Source organism: Paraburkholderia sp. 32, from assembly GCF_050435345.1.
Lineage (GTDB): Bacteria > Pseudomonadota > Gammaproteobacteria > Burkholderiales > Burkholderiaceae > Paraburkholderia > Paraburkholderia tuberum.
On the sequence record NZ_JBNDKD010000002.1, the window covers coordinates 734,955 to 752,477 of the forward strand.

At 60.2% G+C, this 17,523-nt stretch carries 15 protein-coding genes and 1 pseudogene; 6 read left to right on the plus strand and 10 right to left on the minus strand.

Annotated elements, in window-relative coordinates:
• Positions 1 to 50: 50 nt before the first annotated feature.
• The 4 genes from OKW26_RS18775 to OKW26_RS18790 all read right to left on the minus strand — a co-directional run bounded on the left by OKW26_RS18775 (position 51) and on the right by OKW26_RS18790 (position 5,823).
• Complete coding sequence (locus OKW26_RS18775) at positions 51 to 2,312, minus strand: polysaccharide biosynthesis tyrosine autokinase (RefSeq protein WP_429354726.1); 2,262 nt, start codon at positions 2,310 to 2,312, stop codon at positions 51 to 53.
• A gap of 456 nt (positions 2,313 to 2,768) precedes the next feature.
• Positions 2,769 to 3,203 (minus strand): hypothetical protein, encoded by a 435-nt coding sequence (locus OKW26_RS18780; RefSeq protein ID WP_184074558.1) that lies wholly within the window; start codon positions 3,201 to 3,203, stop codon positions 2,769 to 2,771.
• Positions 3,203 to 5,161: an RICIN domain-containing protein gene (locus tag OKW26_RS18785; protein WP_429354727.1), complete on the minus strand. Its 1,959-nt coding sequence runs from the start codon at positions 5,159 to 5,161 to the stop codon at positions 3,203 to 3,205. Before OKW26_RS18785 ends, OKW26_RS18780 begins: the two co-directional genes overlap by 1 nt.
• A gap of 17 nt (positions 5,162 to 5,178) precedes the next feature.
• Positions 5,179 to 5,823 carry an SCO family protein gene (locus OKW26_RS18790; protein ID WP_429355254.1) on the minus strand — a complete coding sequence of 215 codons (645 nt, stop codon included), beginning with the start codon at positions 5,821 to 5,823 and terminating at the stop codon, positions 5,179 to 5,181.
• Positions 5,824 to 6,041: 218 nt separating this feature from the next.
• Between OKW26_RS18790 and OKW26_RS18795 the strand changes: the two genes are divergently transcribed.
• Entirely contained in the window at positions 6,042 to 6,314 is a 273-nt protein-coding gene (locus OKW26_RS18795) for a hypothetical protein (protein WP_429354728.1), read from the plus strand.
• Positions 6,315 to 7,702: 1,388 nt separating this feature from the next.
• Positions 7,703 to 8,887, plus strand: coding sequence for a glycoside hydrolase family protein (locus OKW26_RS18800; protein WP_260321077.1), 1,185 nt, complete (start codon positions 7,703 to 7,705; stop codon positions 8,885 to 8,887).
• Positions 8,888 to 9,162: 275 nt separating this feature from the next.
• On the opposite strand, the gene OKW26_RS18805 is transcribed toward OKW26_RS18800, so the two are convergent.
• Both OKW26_RS18805 and OKW26_RS18810 read right to left on the minus strand, forming a co-directional pair.
• The gene (locus tag OKW26_RS18805; RefSeq protein WP_429354729.1) at positions 9,163 to 9,948 is read right to left on the minus strand and encodes a COG4705 family protein; all 786 of its coding nucleotides are present in this window, start codon (positions 9,946 to 9,948) and stop codon (positions 9,163 to 9,165) included.
• A gap of 139 nt (positions 9,949 to 10,087) precedes the next feature.
• Positions 10,088 to 10,960 carry an endonuclease/exonuclease/phosphatase family protein gene (locus OKW26_RS18810; RefSeq protein ID WP_429354730.1) on the minus strand — a complete coding sequence of 291 codons (873 nt, stop codon included), beginning with the start codon at positions 10,958 to 10,960 and terminating at the stop codon, positions 10,088 to 10,090.
• 247 nt (positions 10,961 to 11,207) lie between these two features.
• On the opposite strand from OKW26_RS18810, the gene OKW26_RS18815 reads away from it, so the two are divergent.
• Complete coding sequence (locus tag OKW26_RS18815; RefSeq protein ID WP_429354731.1) at positions 11,208 to 11,900, plus strand: phosphatase PAP2 family protein; 693 nt, start codon at positions 11,208 to 11,210, stop codon at positions 11,898 to 11,900.
• Between the two features lie 62 nt (positions 11,901 to 11,962).
• Here the strand turns inward: OKW26_RS18815 and OKW26_RS18820 are convergent, their stop codons facing one another.
• Positions 11,963 to 12,862, minus strand: a complete 900-nt coding sequence (locus OKW26_RS18820) for an SDR family oxidoreductase (RefSeq protein ID WP_429354732.1) — start codon at positions 12,860 to 12,862, stop codon at positions 11,963 to 11,965.
• 104 nt (positions 12,863 to 12,966) lie between these two features.
• Here OKW26_RS18820 and OKW26_RS18825 point away from each other — a divergent pair, with 104 nt between their 5' ends.
• The 3 genes and pseudogenes from OKW26_RS18825 to OKW26_RS18835 all read left to right on the plus strand — a co-directional run bounded on the left by OKW26_RS18825 (position 12,967) and on the right by OKW26_RS18835 (position 15,557).
• Positions 12,967 to 13,824, plus strand: coding sequence for a helix-turn-helix transcriptional regulator (locus OKW26_RS18825; RefSeq protein ID WP_184023351.1), 858 nt, complete (start codon positions 12,967 to 12,969; stop codon positions 13,822 to 13,824).
• Between the two features lie 322 nt (positions 13,825 to 14,146).
• Positions 14,147 to 14,413, plus strand: a pseudogene (locus tag OKW26_RS18830) (trehalose synthase); the annotation flags it as partial.
• A 130-nt stretch (positions 14,414 to 14,543) separates the two neighbouring features.
• The gene (locus OKW26_RS18835) at positions 14,544 to 15,557 is read left to right on the plus strand and encodes a Gfo/Idh/MocA family protein (protein WP_429354733.1); all 1,014 of its coding nucleotides are present in this window, start codon (positions 14,544 to 14,546) and stop codon (positions 15,555 to 15,557) included.
• Positions 15,558 to 15,654: 97 nt separating this feature from the next.
• Here the strand turns inward: OKW26_RS18835 and OKW26_RS18840 are convergent, their stop codons facing one another.
• From OKW26_RS18840 to OKW26_RS18850, 3 genes are all read right to left on the minus strand, one after another.
• Positions 15,655 to 16,002 (minus strand): hypothetical protein, encoded by a 348-nt coding sequence (locus OKW26_RS18840; protein ID WP_084754269.1) that lies wholly within the window; start codon positions 16,000 to 16,002, stop codon positions 15,655 to 15,657.
• Positions 16,003 to 16,135: 133 nt separating this feature from the next.
• The gene (locus OKW26_RS18845) at positions 16,136 to 16,393 is read right to left on the minus strand and encodes a hypothetical protein (RefSeq protein WP_429354734.1); all 258 of its coding nucleotides are present in this window, start codon (positions 16,391 to 16,393) and stop codon (positions 16,136 to 16,138) included.
• Positions 16,394 to 16,685: 292 nt separating this feature from the next.
• Positions 16,686 to 17,390: a GntR family transcriptional regulator gene (locus OKW26_RS18850; protein WP_429354735.1), complete on the minus strand. Its 705-nt coding sequence runs from the start codon at positions 17,388 to 17,390 to the stop codon at positions 16,686 to 16,688.
• Positions 17,391 to 17,523 lie beyond the last annotated feature (133 nt).

Below are 17,523 nucleotides of genomic sequence, written 5' to 3' on the forward strand. Positions count from 1 at the left end.
CGGCTGATTTTTCATCGCCATTCGTGACGACGGCCCTCGCGCCGTGAAGGCTAGTCTTTCTTTGTCTCTCCACTGGCGGGCAGTGCATCGAGATAGGAAGCACTGCGATAGAGGTCTGCGCGCGCGCCCAGACTATAGCGATAGACATCCGTATCGATCCCGTTGAAGATCACACCCTTCACCCGGGCATTCGCCTGCTTGAGCTGCGCGGTCGCCTCCAGCACCTGCGCAATGGAAGTGGTCTCGAAGCGGGTCACCAGCAGCACGGTGCCGCAGCTATCCGCAAGCGCGGTCGCGTCGGAGACGGCGAGCACCGGCGGCGTGTCGATCAGCACGATGTCGTATTCGCTCGTCTTCGCGAGGAATTGCTGCATGCGTTCGCTCACCAGAAGCTCGGCCGGGTTCTCCGGTATCGCTCCACGCGCAACGAAGTCGAGGCCCGGACGCACGTCACGCATGATCACCGGGTCGGACGTCACGTCCGACGTCAGATAGTCAGCCAGGCCGGGTGTCGAGTCGAGACCAAAGTATTGCTCGAGATGGCCTTTGCGCAGGTCCGCGTCGATCAGCAACACCCGCTTGCCGGCCGCCGATACGACCGCCGCCAGATTCGCCGACAGGAACGACTTGCCCACCTGTTCCGTCGGCCCCGTCAGCAGCACGCGATTGTCGCCCGATTCCGATTCCAGCATTGCAAAATGAAGCGCGGTTCTGAGTCGGCGCAGGCTTTCAATCGACGGGTCGCGCGGAAACTCGCTCGCCAGCAGGAACTTCTCGCCAGCGGGCAGCTTCGGCGTCTTGCCGATTCGCGCGACTTTCGCCTGCGACAGCGGCACGCTCGCATAGACGTTCAGGCCCGTTTGCTCCTCGATCTCCTGCGCGTCGGTCACGCCCCGATACAGCGCCGTACGCCCGAACGCCGCACCCACGCCCAGAATCAGGCCGCCCAACGCAGCATAGACAATCACCAGAAGCTTGTTCGGCTTGATCGGCTCTTTCGGCACCACCGGGTTATCGATCAACCGCACCGTTCCAACCTTGCCGGCGCGAACCAGTCTGAGCTGTTGCATGTTGTTCAGCATGCCGACGTAAAGCTCGTTGTTCACGTTCATGTCACGGGTCAGGCGCACCGCATTCTGCTCCAGGTCCGGCAACGCCTGTTCCTGCTGCGACAAGCTTCCGATCCTGCTGCTCAGCATGCCGATCTGCTGATCGATCGCCTGGATCGCGGGGTGACCCGGCGCGTAGATCGCGCCCATCTCCGCGCGCTTCTGCTTCAGTTCGAGCAGGCTGCGCTGCGTGGCTACGCTTTGATCCAGATAGGCCTTGCCCTGCTCGCTCAGATTGAACACGCCCATGCGGTTGCGCATGTCGTTATAGCGTCCCTCGGCGCGCTCCAGGTCGCTCTTGAGTTGCGGCAGCTGCGCGCTCAGGAACGCAAGCGACTTCTCGGCTTCCGCCGCCTTGCGCTTCAGATTCTGGTCAACATACGCATTGCCGATTTCGGCGAGCGTGCTGGCCGTCAGCAGCCGCTCAGAGCCCATCAGCGACGCGCCGATGATGCCGCTGTCTTTACCCTTCTGCGAGACCGTCAGCCGGTTTTGCAGGCTTTCCACCGTCTTCTCGCGCGACTGTCTCTCCAGAATGAATTGCGTGCCCGGCTTTGCGTTCAGCGAATCGACCTGCAGCGTGATCGCGCCATCGGGCAGTTTCGTGTCGAGCTTTTCGCCCACGCGACCCTCGATCGGCTCGCTGAGATCCGACTGCTCCAGCCGGTAGCGTCCGCCCTCCAGAACCGTCAGAACGAACTTCTCGCCTTCGAATGCTTCCGGGACGTCGAAGCTGGACACCTTGATCGCTTCATCGCCCCATGCATATCCGCCAAATCCAAAGATACCTGGCTCGGAAAGACTCCGGGCTTGCCGGCCCAACCAGTCTCCGATCAATGGAAAGCGCTTCGGCTTTGCGCTGACGTCGAGGTGCAGATCGTCAACCGCTTTTCCGACCACCATTCTCGACTGCAGGATCTCCATTTCAGCCGTCGCCTCTGTTTTGACGTCGAACATGCTGGCGACGTCGCCCAGCGGGCCTTTTGAATTGTTGGTCGGAATGCTGTCTTCAACCTGCACGAGAATATCGGCCTGGTACACCGACGGCGCGATAAACGCGTAGGCCACGCCCACGGCGAGCACGCCGCCGGCGATTCCACCGACCAGCCAGCGGTTGGCCATTAGAACGTCGAAATAACGCGAAAGACTGACATCGTTATTCCGGAGCACGGCAGCATTCGTAAGCAGAGAGTTCTGATTCATCGAAACCCCAGGGCGGGTGTACGAAAAGGGTGGAAGCTCGATTTAATGTGCAGGCGATGCGGCGTTGCCAGATCTCGCTTCTTGTCACGGCTGAAATCGGAGGCACAGGCCGAGTACGTCAGTCCTGCTCGCAAGCGTGCTCGAAATGAATCGTCTTATGGTCTAAAAGAGACTTCCGCCGGGTCTGGCGCAGACTTCTAATTTTTCCGCATCCGATGTATTGCGCCAGCAAACAGAAATCGAGTTATTCATAGCAGAAGTCATCGCAGCCTATCTGACGGCTTGCCGCACCTCCGTACGCTGCCGCACATTCGCGTTTTTCGCCCCAACGGGGTCATGCGCAATTGCGATGTCGCTATTTCGATCATTTCGAACAAGCGCCGGTATAGCGTGAAAACACGGACAAAAGCTGGTGGAGCAAACGGCGCCGAATTCGCGCAACCGCGCGCAAAGGTGCTAGCGCTTCGTCACGAAATGCCAGAGCGCCGCACACTCGGTCTCGGATATCCGGTAGTGAGGCATGGCTTTGCGCAACATCACGTTGACCGGGTCGATGCCTTCCCTCAGCGCCCTGCAGAACGTTGCCTGATCGTAACTGCTCGCCGGACCGTCCCTTCGACTCTTCGCAGGAAACAGGTTCCCGGCGGTCAAGGGTGGTGCGAATGCGTCGCCCGAGCCGGTTTGCGAATGGCAGTTCGCGCAACGCGTGGTCGAGCCGGGCAACAGACGATCGTCGTCGCGCAATTGCGCCTCAACCGAATGCTGCCCGTTGAAGATCGAACACCCGAGATCGTTCGACTCACAAGGCGGCGCGCCATGCGCGACATACGTGATGTTCGCCAGCGCCAGCGCCAGCGCACGCGCCGCGGTTCGCCGTGACCGTAACGCCATCACTGGATCTGCACCGTGCGCGAAACGCTCGGCACGCCCTTCGCGTTCAGGCCAAACAGCATGTAGTAGCCAGGCACGACGACACCCGGATCGGAAGGAATATTGATCAGATATTCGCCCGCCGTTCCTACCGTGAAAGTCACGGGTACCCGCCGCTGCTCGTTGTTGACCGCGTGGGTCGACGAAGACATGCGCATCAACGCAAAGGCCTTGATGCCACTGCTGCCCGTTACGGCGATCGATGTCCCGAGCTGTGCCGTAGTGGGCGCGGCTGTGAGGGTCGGTCGTGTTGCCGCCGAGCCGTCCGCGTTGAGCAGGTACGGCGGCGTCAGTATTTCGAGGTTCGTATGGTTTGTCGAGCAGGTTCCGCACAGTCCACCGCCACCACTCAGTACGCGACCGTCCGACAACAGCAGTGCGATGCTGTGATAGTTACGCGGCACGGCTTGCGGCGGGAGCACCGAGAAAGTCTTGGTGGTAGGGTCCCACAACTCTGGCGCCAGCACGGCGGTGTCGTCCGAAAACGTTATCGGGTACGCCTCTCCACCAAGGACTACCACCTGACCGTTCGGCAAGACCACGCTGGTGTTGAAGGCGCGGCGGTAATTCATCGGCGTAAGCGTTTGAGTCACCGCGGTGCCGCTGCTGATGTCGATTAGCGTGGCGTCCGCAGTCGCGTTGGCATACTCGTAGCTCGGCGCACCGCCTACAGCCAGGATCTTGCCGATATCGTACATAACGGCGTTGCCGTTCATCGCATCGGTATCGCTGCCCCGGTTGCCGGCAGGCGTCACGTTGCCCGCGCCGGCGGTATCGAACCAGTGCATGGCGACGCTCGGGCCGGCGTGGAAGACTCGCCCATTTGCCACCGCAAACAGCCATGCATGATTGTCGGAGCGGAAAATGCCAGCCGCGTCATTCGTGAGGATGTAGTCGGCGAGAATGGCGCTATTGAGCTGCCAACCCGTACTCGGTGACCAGGTTTCGCCGGTCTTGCCGCCCTCGCCTCCGTTCCACGAGCCGCCCACCAGGAATACGTTGCCATTGCTCAACGTTACGCTGCCGTGGTAGGCGCGCGGAATATTCATTAGAGGACCTGACGACCATTTTCCAGTCGAAGGCGTGTAGAAACTCGTCGCGTCGCTGCTCGAGCCACCGGTGACGTAAATACGGCCATCCGGAAGATTGACGATTCCCGGGCAGAACATATCGTGGCCGGTATTCGACACGAGAACCTGTTTGCTCGTGCCGGTAGTCGGGTTAAAGATTGCGGTGTATGTGTTGCCGGGGGTGACTTCGCCAGACGTAAAGTCCAGCTTCTGGTCGGCGGACCACACTACCACGGTGCCATCGGGCAGATTCGCCGCAGCTGCCGGCACGATCGACAGGTTATAGGGTGTAGTCCACTTTGCCGGCAATGTTTTCGCGGTCATGCCGCTGATCTGCCACGTCTGCAGAGCGGTTCCGCTGCAAGCCTGCTGCGTGATCTGCGAGCCCTGCGCCGTGAGGCTGGCAGCAGCCAGACACAGGTGACTCTGCGACGCGACGATTGCAAAGCCGCCACCTTGCGGGATCAGCTGAAAGCTTTGATTCGCCTGGCCATTGCAGGTCCACTGGTCCGCCCCAGCGCCGGCGTCCGTGCTGACACCGTAGATGTCGAGGCAAAGGTTGCTGTTGACGTTGACGAACTGATAAAGCCCGTTGTTCTGCGTCAGTGTCCAGTGCTGGTTATTCCCGCCATTGCACGTCCACTCGATAACCGAGGCGCCAGGCGTCTTCGATTCAGCGTTCACGTCGGCGCACAAGGTCGTGCCGTTGACGGTGAGCGTGCTCGATGTCTGCGCGTCGGCAGCTGTGGAGAACATCGAAAGCGCCGCCATGAATGTGATCAGCAGCAACGCTTTCACGCACCCGTCGAACGATTGCGAGAGGATCCTAAACGATCGGTTTTGTGACATAGCCTCAGTCCAGTAGGTTACACACGCCCTAATGCGCCCAGTACATCGCAAATTTGATCCGCGCGAGGCAGGTCGTCACTTCGCCAGCGCAACATTGCGTTCGCATCGAAGCAGTAGATTTGGGTCGAGTGATCGGCAATGTTGCCGAGTGGCAGGGTGCTGCCCGCAAGCGCTCGGCGCATCCGGTCGACGTCCTGCAACGTCGGCGTGGCCGCCCGCCATTCGGGTCCGGCCTGGAAGCGCATGAGCCATGCGTGCAGCGCGGGCGGCGAGTCGGAAAGCGGATCGATTCCGATCGACACCAACTGAACGGGGTAGCGGTGCTGTAACTGCGATATCCGTTGCTGAACGGTGCTGAACAGTGCACCCTGCAAAGGACAAACTGAGGTGCATCCTGTGTAAATCGTCTGCAACGCAGTCACTTTCTGACGCAACAGGTCGGTTAGCAACTGTTTCTGGCCGCTTTGATCGACCACCCAGAAGTCGTCGAGACGAATGGGCGGCGTGACGAGTCCTATGCTTGCGTGCTGCGCGTATAGCGGAAAAGAAACGCCGGCTAACGCCGCGGCCGATATGCCACGCAGCAGCGCGCGGCGTCCCGGACTTCGGACCGGCGCGCACGCACGCAACGTCGCGCGAGTGGGCGCGTGTTGATGGAACATGACTATGATCTCCCGCAACGTGTAATGGCTCGCAGAACCATTCGTCGCCATCTTTTATTGCGTGTTACCCACGCGATAATGCGCACGAGTCGCGCGACGGCTACGTTCGCTTTCTAATTGCGAATCAACGGCATTCGGGAGCGTAGCAGAGAACTTTCCGGAAAATGACAGCGTCAGGCCCGCGACTTGCTGCGCTTTGTGAGGTCGGCCACATAACAATGAAACTTCAAAAACTGGTTGTTTTAGAAAGCCCGAGCAAAACCCTATGTCGTCCTGAGATTCGTCGTGAGGCGGCGGAAATGGCGAAGTCGCGAAAATGGATTGCGCGCTCAAACGTGGCGGCAAGACGCGTCGGGCAGGCGGACCAGGTCGGCCTGGCCGAAGAGACTCGGCTGACCGTTACCGAACTGCCAAGCCCTGCTCCTACCACGAAGGGGTTGCCCAACAAGGCCTCAGCATCGGCACGATGGCAAGTCCGCGGTGGCGAATAGCAAGCAGCGCCGGTGTTCCGGCGGCTTCGAGTTTCGCCGCGACCAGGCGAGCCATTGCGCGTGTTTCGCTGGCGATGATATGCAGGTTCCGCGCCCCTGGCTCCCGGCCGTCTCCTTGTTCCAAAGCCCAAAGTCAAACCATGGCAAAATTCGCATTCCGCGATTTATTTGATGCGACCGGTGCGGCCCATATAAATGCCTCGGCAGCATTATTTTCTTTCTAAAACCATACCGAAACATTTAATCAGCATTTAATTAGGTCCCAGCCATCCCGATAAGAACCATACATTGGCGGAAATAAAGCACCGCGACTGTCTAAAAGCGACAAGTAACAATTTTGTAACGGCTTTTTTGTTGTTTTGTGAATCTCTAATTCGGGCGTGAGAACGCGTCTGGATAAGCGTTGGAAGGGAGGAGGGACGCGTTGCCGATAGGCTCACATAGCACAAATTTCGTTGTTACGCTTAGTTACGTCCGATGGCGAAAGATTTGTTCCAATTCTGTATCATTCGTATTCATCAGATCACTCAGGGAAAACCTTGTCGATTTTGATTCGATTGGAAAAACTTCGCAATTTGCGACGAATTACCGAATCTTCCGATTGAAAATGATGAAAGCGGGTTTTCAGTAGGTCGCATTAAATCTGAAGATTAAACGCGATTAGTGCCCCACGCGAGTGCGGCAGCGGGCGGCTCTTGACAAAAGCCGATCATTATTCAGTTGTACTTCGTGTTGTTGCGTATTTTTTCGTGGCGACGTCCTTATCACGCGAACGTTGTTCGTTTTAGCGGCCAGGTTCCATCGGCCTTGATAGACAGATGTCCTTCTTCAGCAGACTCTCTCCAAGACTGAAACCGTCATTTCGTCGGCTTCCCCAGATCGCAAAAACTGCTTCGGCGCTTGCATTTATCGCAGGCGTACTAAGCCTTGCAGGTTGTGGCGGTGAAACAAGCGATGATGGCAGCACCGCGTCCGTGACCGCCAACTCCCTCCCTGCCGACACAGCCGCGAACGCGGCTACAGATCCGTACAGCAACGGCGTAGTGCCCCCCGACAATGGCTCTCCGCCGGTTCAGGCGAACGGTCAGCCTTATAACCGCGCCCTGGTGCAACGGGCGGGACAAGGCGATTGAACCGTTTCGCGACGATCGATACGAAACCAGCATATCCCGTGCAAGAGCATTTTCAATCGTGATGTCAGCGACCGTTGACTCACGCGTTTGACGTGTTTGCGTTACGTATGCCATCGCTTCAGGAACTGATGGTCATCGGCAAACGTAATTCCAACGTTCTCGGCCCATCCCCGGTCAGTAGCAATTTATAGCTAAGCCATGAAACTCAGACTCTACTCACTATTCGCCGTTTTAGCCCTGTTGTGCGGGCAATCGATGCCAGCGTTCTCCCAGACGAGTTCGACCGCCGCCACCGCCCAGCAACTCGCGGCGCTGCAGCCGCCGCCCACCGGAAGCGGAAACGACCGTTTTGCAATGGACGTGAACTGCAATCTCTGGAGTGCGGATCAGACGGCGCTGAGCGAATGCTCAAAGGACCTGGATCTGATTGCCGGATTGGGCGTGGGTACGGTTCGCCTCGGCGTTTCGTGGGACTTCATGACGCTGGCCGACGGCAGCACGCTGGATCCCAACAAAGTGGCCTTTCTGAAGTCGCTTCTGAACGCCGCACGCACGCGCGGCATGAAGATTCTTTTCCAGGTGGGCATGTACGCGCCGTCTAGTGCATACCAATGCCCGGCCACCAAAAATCCGCCGACCGCATCGTCACCGCGACTCGACTTCTGCGACGCGACGTTCACGAAGTATCTCGGCTCGCTCATGGACGTCGTTCTGCCCTTTACGGCTGACATCGAACTGTTCAATGAGACCAACTGGTCGTTCTCCGCTTCGGACCCGTCTTACGGCGATCCGAACGGTATCTCCGGATACATTCTGAATCGCAGCAAGACGCTCTATTCGGAAGCCAGGCAGATCCTGAACACGAAAAGCCAGTCGGGCTACAAAACGGTTCTGCACACTCAGGGCATCTCGTACTTCTACAACTCGGCGTACCCGAATAACGGCTGGAAACCGCCCGCGGGCAGCGAGCTGATCCAGGCGACCGACTACATCAAGGCAATGGGTAACAACACCAAGAGTGCTTCCAGCCCGTTGAACACCACGATCGATGTCGTCGACGTTCACCCCTACTTCGGCAGCGCCGAATACGACATGATGGTGCAGGCATTCATGACCACGGTGTCGAACCTCGTCAGCAGTGGCGCGAAGCCGATCTGGCTGACCGAGACCAACAATGGCACCAACGGTACGGACGCCGGACAAACGGCCGCATTCAACCAGTTGAAGGTTCTGATGAACAACGGTTCGGTGGCAAAGGCGTTCTGGTATGTCGTGCGCAACGGCGATCCGAGCAATGGCGAAGGCGACGGCTATTCGATCTACGACTACAACCGTAACCTGATTCGTCCGCAGCTGGCAGCCGCGATTCAGGCCTACACGGCGACCATTCCGCGTTCGCAACGCTTCCTGTCCGGCTCTTACCTGACTGCGATCAAGTAAGCCTGCCTGCTGTAACCCATGAATGAACGGAGCGCGACTGTCGCGCTCCTTCGTTTTTCCGTTTTGGCCGAGTTGACAGGACCGCATCCAGTTTGAGCGCGCAGCGAAATTCCCGAGGCCGAGCTTCGCGAGGATGAACTGGCACTGTGCCAATGCGTTGCGTCAAACTCGTCGCTGCCGTAATCGAAGGAGCAGACACGGCAAACAACGCGGCGCCACCCGAGAAGCGGGCACGCAATGGCTATTCCCGAACATTCGTAGCCTCTTCGCGCCATCTACCGCATCGCTCGCCCAGCAGGACGTTGCGGTAAGAAAATCACGCAGAGCGCCATGAACGAAACCAGAATCACCGACGCATAGAGTCGGCTGATCTCGAGCCCACCTTGAGAAATGGGTTTGTCGAGCAGGTCCCCCAAGGTCGCGCCGAGCGGACGCGTCAGGATGAACGCCGCCCAGAATATAGCGGTCCGTGACAGCCGCGACCAGTAATAAAGCGCACCGACGATCAGCAGCCCCCCACCGAAGATCAAAGCGCCGTACTCATAGCCAAGCCCCAGACCGCCTTCGTCCGATCCCGCCACCCAATCGCCCAAGGCCGTACCCAGTGTCTGCGAAAAGAGGATCGTCACCCAATAGAACCACTCGGCTTTGGGCGTGGTTACGCTCCGCACCGCCACCGTACCTTCCGATTTGTACCAGACGCCCAGGCTCGCAAGCAGAAGCGCGAAGACGATGACTACACCGCCCGGATAGCCGACTCCCACCGAACGATCGAAGAAGTCGGCCAGCGTGGTACCGAGCGTGGTCGTTGCAACGATGGTCGCCCAATAGAGCGAGGCATTGAACCGCTCCGCCCTGATCTGCCCTGCGACCAGCCCAATAAAAATAACCGCAAAAATCGCGGTGCCGATCAGATAACCCAATTTGAGCGACATGGTCACCCAATCGCCGCCCGTTTCGCCAAGCGTCGTGGCGGCGATTTTGATGATCCAGAAGCCCAGCGTGATCTGCGGGACTTTACTGAGTGCATGCGCGCGAGTTTGCGACGGGTTGCTATTCATGTGACGTGCTCACTATTCTCATGGCTTGAACATAGGCTCAACCATCGCAGAGCAACCCTTAACAGCACCTTAAGCATCCCGCCGAATCACGCGGTCAGATTTTCCTGCGCCAGTGACGGGGCGGTAACTCCGAGTCCCTTCAACGCAGTTCCAGCCACATCGGCTGATGATCGGACGAGCGGCTGTGCTGATCGACATCGCACGATGCAATGCGTGCGCTCAGGTCTGCCGTGACGAAAACGAAATCGCACGCGAATGCTCCGTCGGGCCATTGCTCGTGATCGTATAGGCCGACCGTCGCGGCACGCGGCTCGCCGGGGTGCGCGCGGGCCCACGCATCGACGAACGCCGGAGCGTTGGTGATCGGTTCGAGCATTCGGCAAAAGGCGGTGTCTTCGAATGCGCTGTTGAAGTCTCCGCACAAAATCGCGCTGACCGGGCGCGCCGTATCGGCAAACGGACTGTCCGGCTTCTCGCCACGCGCGGGAGCGCGCGCGTGAGCGCACGCCTCCTGATGCAACTCGCGCAGTCTCGCCACTTGTGCGAGCCGCTGTTTCTCCGAATAGAACTCGAGGTGCGTGGTGATGACACGAAGCGGACCGACGTCGGCTTCGAGCACCGCTTCGAGCGCGACGCGCAGCATCGACGGCTTGGCGGGGTCCGCGGGCCACGGCAGAGAATGGCGCAGCACCTGACGAACCGGCAAACGGGTCACGATGGCATTGCCGAACTGCCGCCGATGACGGCTCGCGCCCAACGAGGGCAGATCGGAGCCGACCGCATCGAGCACGGTCATCTCCGGCAGCAGAGCGGCAAGTTCGGCGAACTGATCGGACGATGGCGCGCCTTTCAGTCCGCCGGCCGCCGGTTCTTCGTTGAAGCCGCGCGTGACTTCCTGCAGACACAGGACGTCGAAGTCGCACAACGCGCGTGCTTCCCGCACGATCCGTCCGAGGTCGACGCGGCCGTCGACGCCGCATCCCCACTGAATGTTCCAGTCGACCAGTTTCATGACGGCCTCCTTGAAAGATCCGACTACAGTGTATCGCCGCATCCTGCGCGGTGACTCAGCGCTGGACAGGACGGGCGCATTTCAATCACACGGCTCCCCTTGTTATGAGCGTCCACAGGGTCACTGAAAGTTAGCGATGAAATTGCGCGGTAATAATTGTCAGTGAAAGTAAGCGCCAAAAAATGCCGTGCATGCGATGAATTATGCTGACCCTCATCCGCGACCGGCTCAATTTCTTTAGAAAACAATGAATAGCTTCGATTTATCCATCGAAACATATCTGTCCAACATACACCTTGGTGAGTTCGCGAATCTATCCATCCAGGCCATCGACAACCTGTACACCTTCAAAGGCCTCGTACTCATTCCCGTGCTGTGGTGGATGTGGTTTCAGCAAGACGAGTGCCGCGAATGGCGGCGAGAAATGGTTCTCGCGACGCTTGTCAGCGGCATCGTGGCGCTCTTAGTCGGAAGACTGCTGACTCACTGGTTGCCATTCAGGGTGCGCCCCGTCTACGACACCGAACTGCATCTGCGCTTTGCCAGCGGCGAAATCAAGGACGCAGTGCTGACCAACTGGAGTTCCGTCCCAAGCGATCACGCGATGCTATGGATGGCGGTCGCCACCGGCATCTTCCTCATGTCGCGGCGCGTCGGCGTGCTGGCGCTTCTCTATACTGCGCTGTTCATTTGCCTTCCGCGCGCCTATCTCGGCTTTCACTATCCGACCGATTTGCTGGTGGGCGCCGCGGTGGGAATCGTGATTACATTGGTGATGACGCGGGATGCGATCCGCGTACGCTACGCGACGCCGGTGCTGCGATGGACCGAACGCCACCCGGCGCCCGCAGCGACGCTGGCCTTTATTCTGTGCCTCCAGCTCGTCACGCAGTTCGACGAACTGCGCAAGCTGGCGAGTGGCGTAATGAAACACCTATGATGACGGCGATGGTTGCTCCAGGTTTGTTCTCGTGGGACGGCGGCTGACAGCGACAGCGACAGCTACGTGGACACCTGAACGTAACGCGCTTCGTTCAGATCCGCGAGAAGCGTCGGACCTGTCGGTCGCCAGCCCAAACGCGCCTGCGTCTGCGCGCTCGATGCCGGCATATCGAGCGCGGCGAACATCGCCATCCATCCGAAGTACGCCTGCGCCTCGCCGCGCGCGATCGAGACGACCGGCAACTTCAGGCCGCGTCCAAGCGCCTCGGCGATCTCGCGGGCGCTAACGCCTTCTTCGCCGACCGCGTGATAGCGCGCACCGCGTTCGCCCTTCTCGATCGCGAGCCGGTACAGCCGCACGACATCCGACAGATGCCCCGCCGGCCAGCGGTTGCGTCCCTCCTCCACATAGGCGCACACGCCTTTGTCCCGCGCGATCTGGATGAGCGGCGTGATGAGGCCTTGCCGGTACGGGTTATGCACTTGCGGCAAGCGCATCACCGACACGTTGACGCCCGCCTCCAGCTGCACGTTGCCGGCCAGCTCCGAGCCGATGCGCGGGTTCGGGTGACTGGTGTTGAACACGTCTTCGGTGGCCGGCTGCCCGTTATCGCGGCTGCCGACGCCCGTGCCCGACGTGATCAGAAGCGGCCGATCCGAGCCGGCCAGCGCCGAGCCCAGTGCAGCGATAGCACGCTTGTCCTTCTCGCAGTTCTCCACGAAGTGCGAGAAATCGTGGTCGAAAGCAAGGTGTATGACGGCGTCCGCCTTCGCGGCGCCGCTGCGCAGGCTGTCGGTGTCTTCGAGCGTGCCGCGATGGACCTCCGCACCGGCCGCGCTGAGAGCCTGCGCGCCCTGGTCGGACCGGGTCATGCCGATGACCTGATGCCCGGCTTGGATAAGTTCGGGCACCAAAGCCGAGCCGATAAACCCGGTTGCGCCCGTCAGAAAGATTCGCATGGTCAAGTCTCCAGAATAGCCACCGACGCACTATGCGATCATTCACTATGCTATTGAAGTAGTGAGCTTATCCCGGTAAAGCGACTAACAGGTTAATCATCCCAGTGAACACCGCCCAAACCCTCGGGGACTTTCTGCGTAGTCGCCGCACGCGGCTCGATCCGGCCAGCTTCGGCTTCTCGGGCCGCAGGCGCACGCCCGGATTGCGCCGGGAAGAAGTGGCGCAGCGCGCGAATATCAGCTCGACGTGGTACACGTGGCTCGAGCAGGGCCGCGGCGGCGCGCCGTCCGCCGCGGTGCTTGAGCGCATCTGCGCGGCGCTGATGCTGACGAATACCGAGCGCGAACATCTTTTCATGCTGGGCCTCGGACGCCCCCCGGAAGTGCGCTACCGGTCCACCGACGCAGTGGACCCGCGCTTGCAACGCGTGCTCGATTCACTCGATGCCAGCCCGTCGATCATCAAGACCGCGACGTGGGACGTCGTCGCGTGGAATCGCGCCGCAGCCGTCGTGCTGACCGACTACAGCGCGCTGCCGCCGGGCCAGCGCAACATCCTGCGCTTCCTGTTCGGCGATCCGGCCGTCCGGGCAAAACAGCACGACTGGGAGAGTGTCGCGCGCTTCGTCGTGGGGACGTTCCGAGCGGACGTTGCCCGCGCGGGGCTCGCTTCCGAGGTGGGCGATCTGGTCGACGATCTGTGTCGCGCGAGCCCGGACTTCGAACGCATGTGGCGCGAAAACCAGGTATTCGGCCACAGCGAAGGACAGCACGTTAAGCGCCTGCTGCATCCTGCGTTCGGGACCATCGAAATGGAGTATTCGCTGTTCGCCGTCGATGGTCGGCCAGACCTGAGCATGCTCGTGTACACGCCGCTCGACGCGCGAATCGCCGCGCGCATCCGCAGTACCGTTTCATCGATCGATGAGAGTGCCAGCGCCGCGCCTTTGACCGCTGCGTGATCGGCTTTGACGCTCGAGCGCGAGCGCGGCCGCCGGATCGCACTCGGGCGACTTCGCAATTGCTCGTGGAAACCAATGAGGTTGGAGCACCTTGGGGACGACTACCGAACTGCATCGTTCGGCCCGTTAATCGGCCGCACGGCATCGCACAAGCTTCGCGTAAGAATCACGATGACCGCCTCGCTGGCGGCAAGCAAGTTGGCGCGATCATTTATTGCCTCTCGGTAGACACCTTCATGGATGCGAATGGCGACGGCGTCGGCGACTTCGAGGGCCTGATGCGCAGGCTCGATTACCTGCAAGGGCTCGGCATGACGACGATCTGGCCGAAGGCAACGTGCCGCCCCAAACCGACCTGCACTACTTCGGCGACGAGGGCGAGCGCCTGCCGATGATGTTCAACTTCCGGGTCAATCAAAACACGTTCTACACGCTCGCGACGGGCAACACGAAACCGTTGAAGGACGCGCTCCTTGCGACGAAGCCACGGCCGCCGAGCGCGCAATGGGGGGTGTTTCTGCGCAATCACGACGAACTCGATCTGGTCCGGCTGACGCCCGCTCAGCGCGCGGCAGTGTTCGCCGCGTATCGCGGGGCGACACGGTTAAACTGATACGATCGCATGCTTCTGGTCGTTCGCGGACTCACGCGACTTGTCGACTCACGCGAATGTTCAGCCTGCTCGACTCATCGGATACGCAATCGAATAAAGGGATGTCATGGCAAAGGATGAAATAGTCTGGGGAATTTTGGGTGCCGCAAAGATCAACGACAAGGTGGTCGTGCCCATGCACAACGCGCCGAAGTGTCGGGTGAAAGGCATCGCGTCGCGCTCTCCGGAGAAGGCGCGGGAAGCCGCGGCCAGGTATGGTCTGGCTGTCGCGTACGATAGTTACGAGGCGCTCCTCGCGGACCCGGAAATCGACGCGGTCTATATTCCATTACCCAATCATTTCCACGTGGAATGGACGATCAAATCGGTCGAGGCGGGCAAGCACGTCCTGTGTGAGAAGCCGATCAGCCTGGACGCTCAACAGGTTGAACGGCTGATCGCCGCGCGCGACAAGACCGGCCGATACATCCAGGAAGCGTTCATGGTTCGCACGCATCCGCAATGGTTGAAGGTGCGGACCTTGATCGACGAAGGCGCGATCGGCGAATTGCGGGCAGTGACCGGCGGTTTCACCTATCACAACACGAACGAACACAATATCCGCAACAAGAGCGAGCTAGGTGGCGGCGGTCTGCTCGATATTGGTTGTTATCCGATCACGACGTCGCGCTTCACTATCGGGCGTGAGCCACGGCGCGTCGTTGCGCTGGTGGAGCAGGATCCGACCTTCAAAGTGGACCGGCTCGGCTCCGTGCTGATGGACTTCGATGGCGTGCAGGCGAGTTTCTTTTACTCGACTCAGACCTATCCGTACCAGCGGATGCAATTTCACGGTACCAAGGGGCGAATCGAAGTCGAAATTCCATTCAATGCACCAAACGATCGACCGACACGCCTGCTAATCAGTGAGCACAATAGCGACGGTGTCGCGACTGACCGCTGGCTGGAGCTTGCGGTGTGCGATCAATATGGCGTAGCCGCCGCCACGTTCGCGGAGGCGATCCTGAGTGGGGGCCCGCAGGCTATTTCGCTAGAAGATGCGCGCGCGAATATGCGGGTGATCGATGCCGTGTTCCGCTCGGCTCAATCGGGCGCGTGGGAGAGCATCGCCCAAGGTTGACGTGCAACGCTGGCGCGAGCCGCGCTGTTCAACGCGCGGCAAGTGCCCAGTCGTCCGCTTTCGCAATGCCATAGACTATGGCGAGCGAAAATGGTCTCTACCTGGCCGGCGCGGTGACATCGCAGTCGCCGCCGTGGGCACCGCTGCCGGTGTTTTTCAGCGTAAGCACGAGTCTGCTACCCCTGTTTGCCGTCATGATCTGACCATAGCTAACGGTGGGAATGAACTGGATATCCGGCGCCACCGCCACCGGGGGATTTCTCGCTCCGTCGACGGTCAGGTCGAGTTCCACGGTGATCGAGTCGATTGCAGCGCCGAGATCCTGCTTCCGGCCGGCCTGATCTTTGCGGAAATTGCACAGGCCCTGGAGAACCTGCTCGAGGGCAGTCGGGATATCGACCGGCTTGCCCGGTGCGATCGGAGGCGTGTTACAGCCGACGATCATGAACGGCAAGGTGCAAAGCGCTACGTATCGGCAGGCTCGCATCAGCTTCCCCGCTTGATCTGGTGGACGTGGTGTCTGCCATCCCCTGCTGTCGCTGGTTCAGTGCCCAGCCGGCGCACGCGAACGCAAACGCTCAATACTTGATATTCCTGGCCGCCTCACGGCCATTCTGCTTGGTTTGCCGCTTGTCCTGCCGGCATTGCGAATTGCTCTTCTGGTCCGTGGCCCGGCACTCCTGCTTCGTGTGGCGGGAACCCTGGCGTGTCTCCTGGCGAACGTCACGTCCGGCGCGACGCTGCTGAGCCTGTTCGGTTGCCCAGGAGCTTCCCGCGCAAACCATCACGGACACAGCCATGACCGCGACCGCGAACTCCCGGCTCCATGAAAACATGGCGACCTCCCTGACAGGTTGAATACGAGTATGCCGGCTTTGTACGAGGGTGCCACGCGTGGCTGTCGCGTCAATCGGACCAAGGTCTTAGGGCCTTCGCGTCGTGCGCGATCCACATGCGGCGCGCTTCGTTTTCCCAGGCGGGTCCGAACAGCCGCCGCGCTTCCGGTTCGATGAACATGAAAACGAGGATGTTGCGATCCGCTCAACGAAGCGGTACCCCACGCGGCGGCGAACGGCGGTCCATTCAGAATGACCGTGAACCAGCCGTAGCCAGCGAATCAGCGAACGCTCACTCGTCCGCCAAAAAATTCGGATGACTTGTGCGGATCTGATCGATCTGACTCAGCGTCCCCGACAGATGCTTGCGTAGCGCTGCCTGCGCCGCCTCGACATCGCCTTTGTCGATCGCATCGACGATCTCGGTGTGATCGCGCACGACCGCTATTGTCTTGCCCTCCACCGGCAGATTCAGGCGCCGCAGCCGGTCGATATGGCCGCTCAACCTACGCACCAGATCCCATAGCTGCGGCACGCCGGCCGCCTCGTACATCTGCCGATGAAACGCCTGATCGAGCAGCGAGAACTGCTCGTAGTTCTTCAGGTCGAGCAATTCCGTTTGCCGCGCGATCGTCAGGCGCAGTTCAGCGATCAGCGTGGCGTCGCGCTGCTCCGCGAGCGTGCGCACCACTTCGAGTTCAATCGAGCGGCGCAGGAAATGCGCCTGCAGCGCGGACGTCACGTTGATCTGACTGACGACCGTCGCGTGCTGCGGATAGATGTCGACGAGACCTTCCTCGCCGAGCTTCATCAGCGCGTCGCGCACGGGCGTCTGGCTGAGCCCGTAGCGGTTCGCCAGCTCGGCACGCGACAGCACCGTACCCGGCGTGAGTTCGAGGGAAAGGATCATTTCGCGCAGTCGTTCGAATACTTGCGGCGCGGCGTGGCGGGAGCGGTCGAGCCGGGTTACCGTCGACGAATGAGCGTGGTTTTTCATGGCAGAAACTGAAGCATGGAAGCAGACGTGACCCGGCATGGCGGTCCGCTGAGGCACTAGTACTATAGCCGACGCGCGCCCCTTCCAGCGGGCTTGCGAGCGGAATTCCGCGAACAGTGCACATGGGTACTTA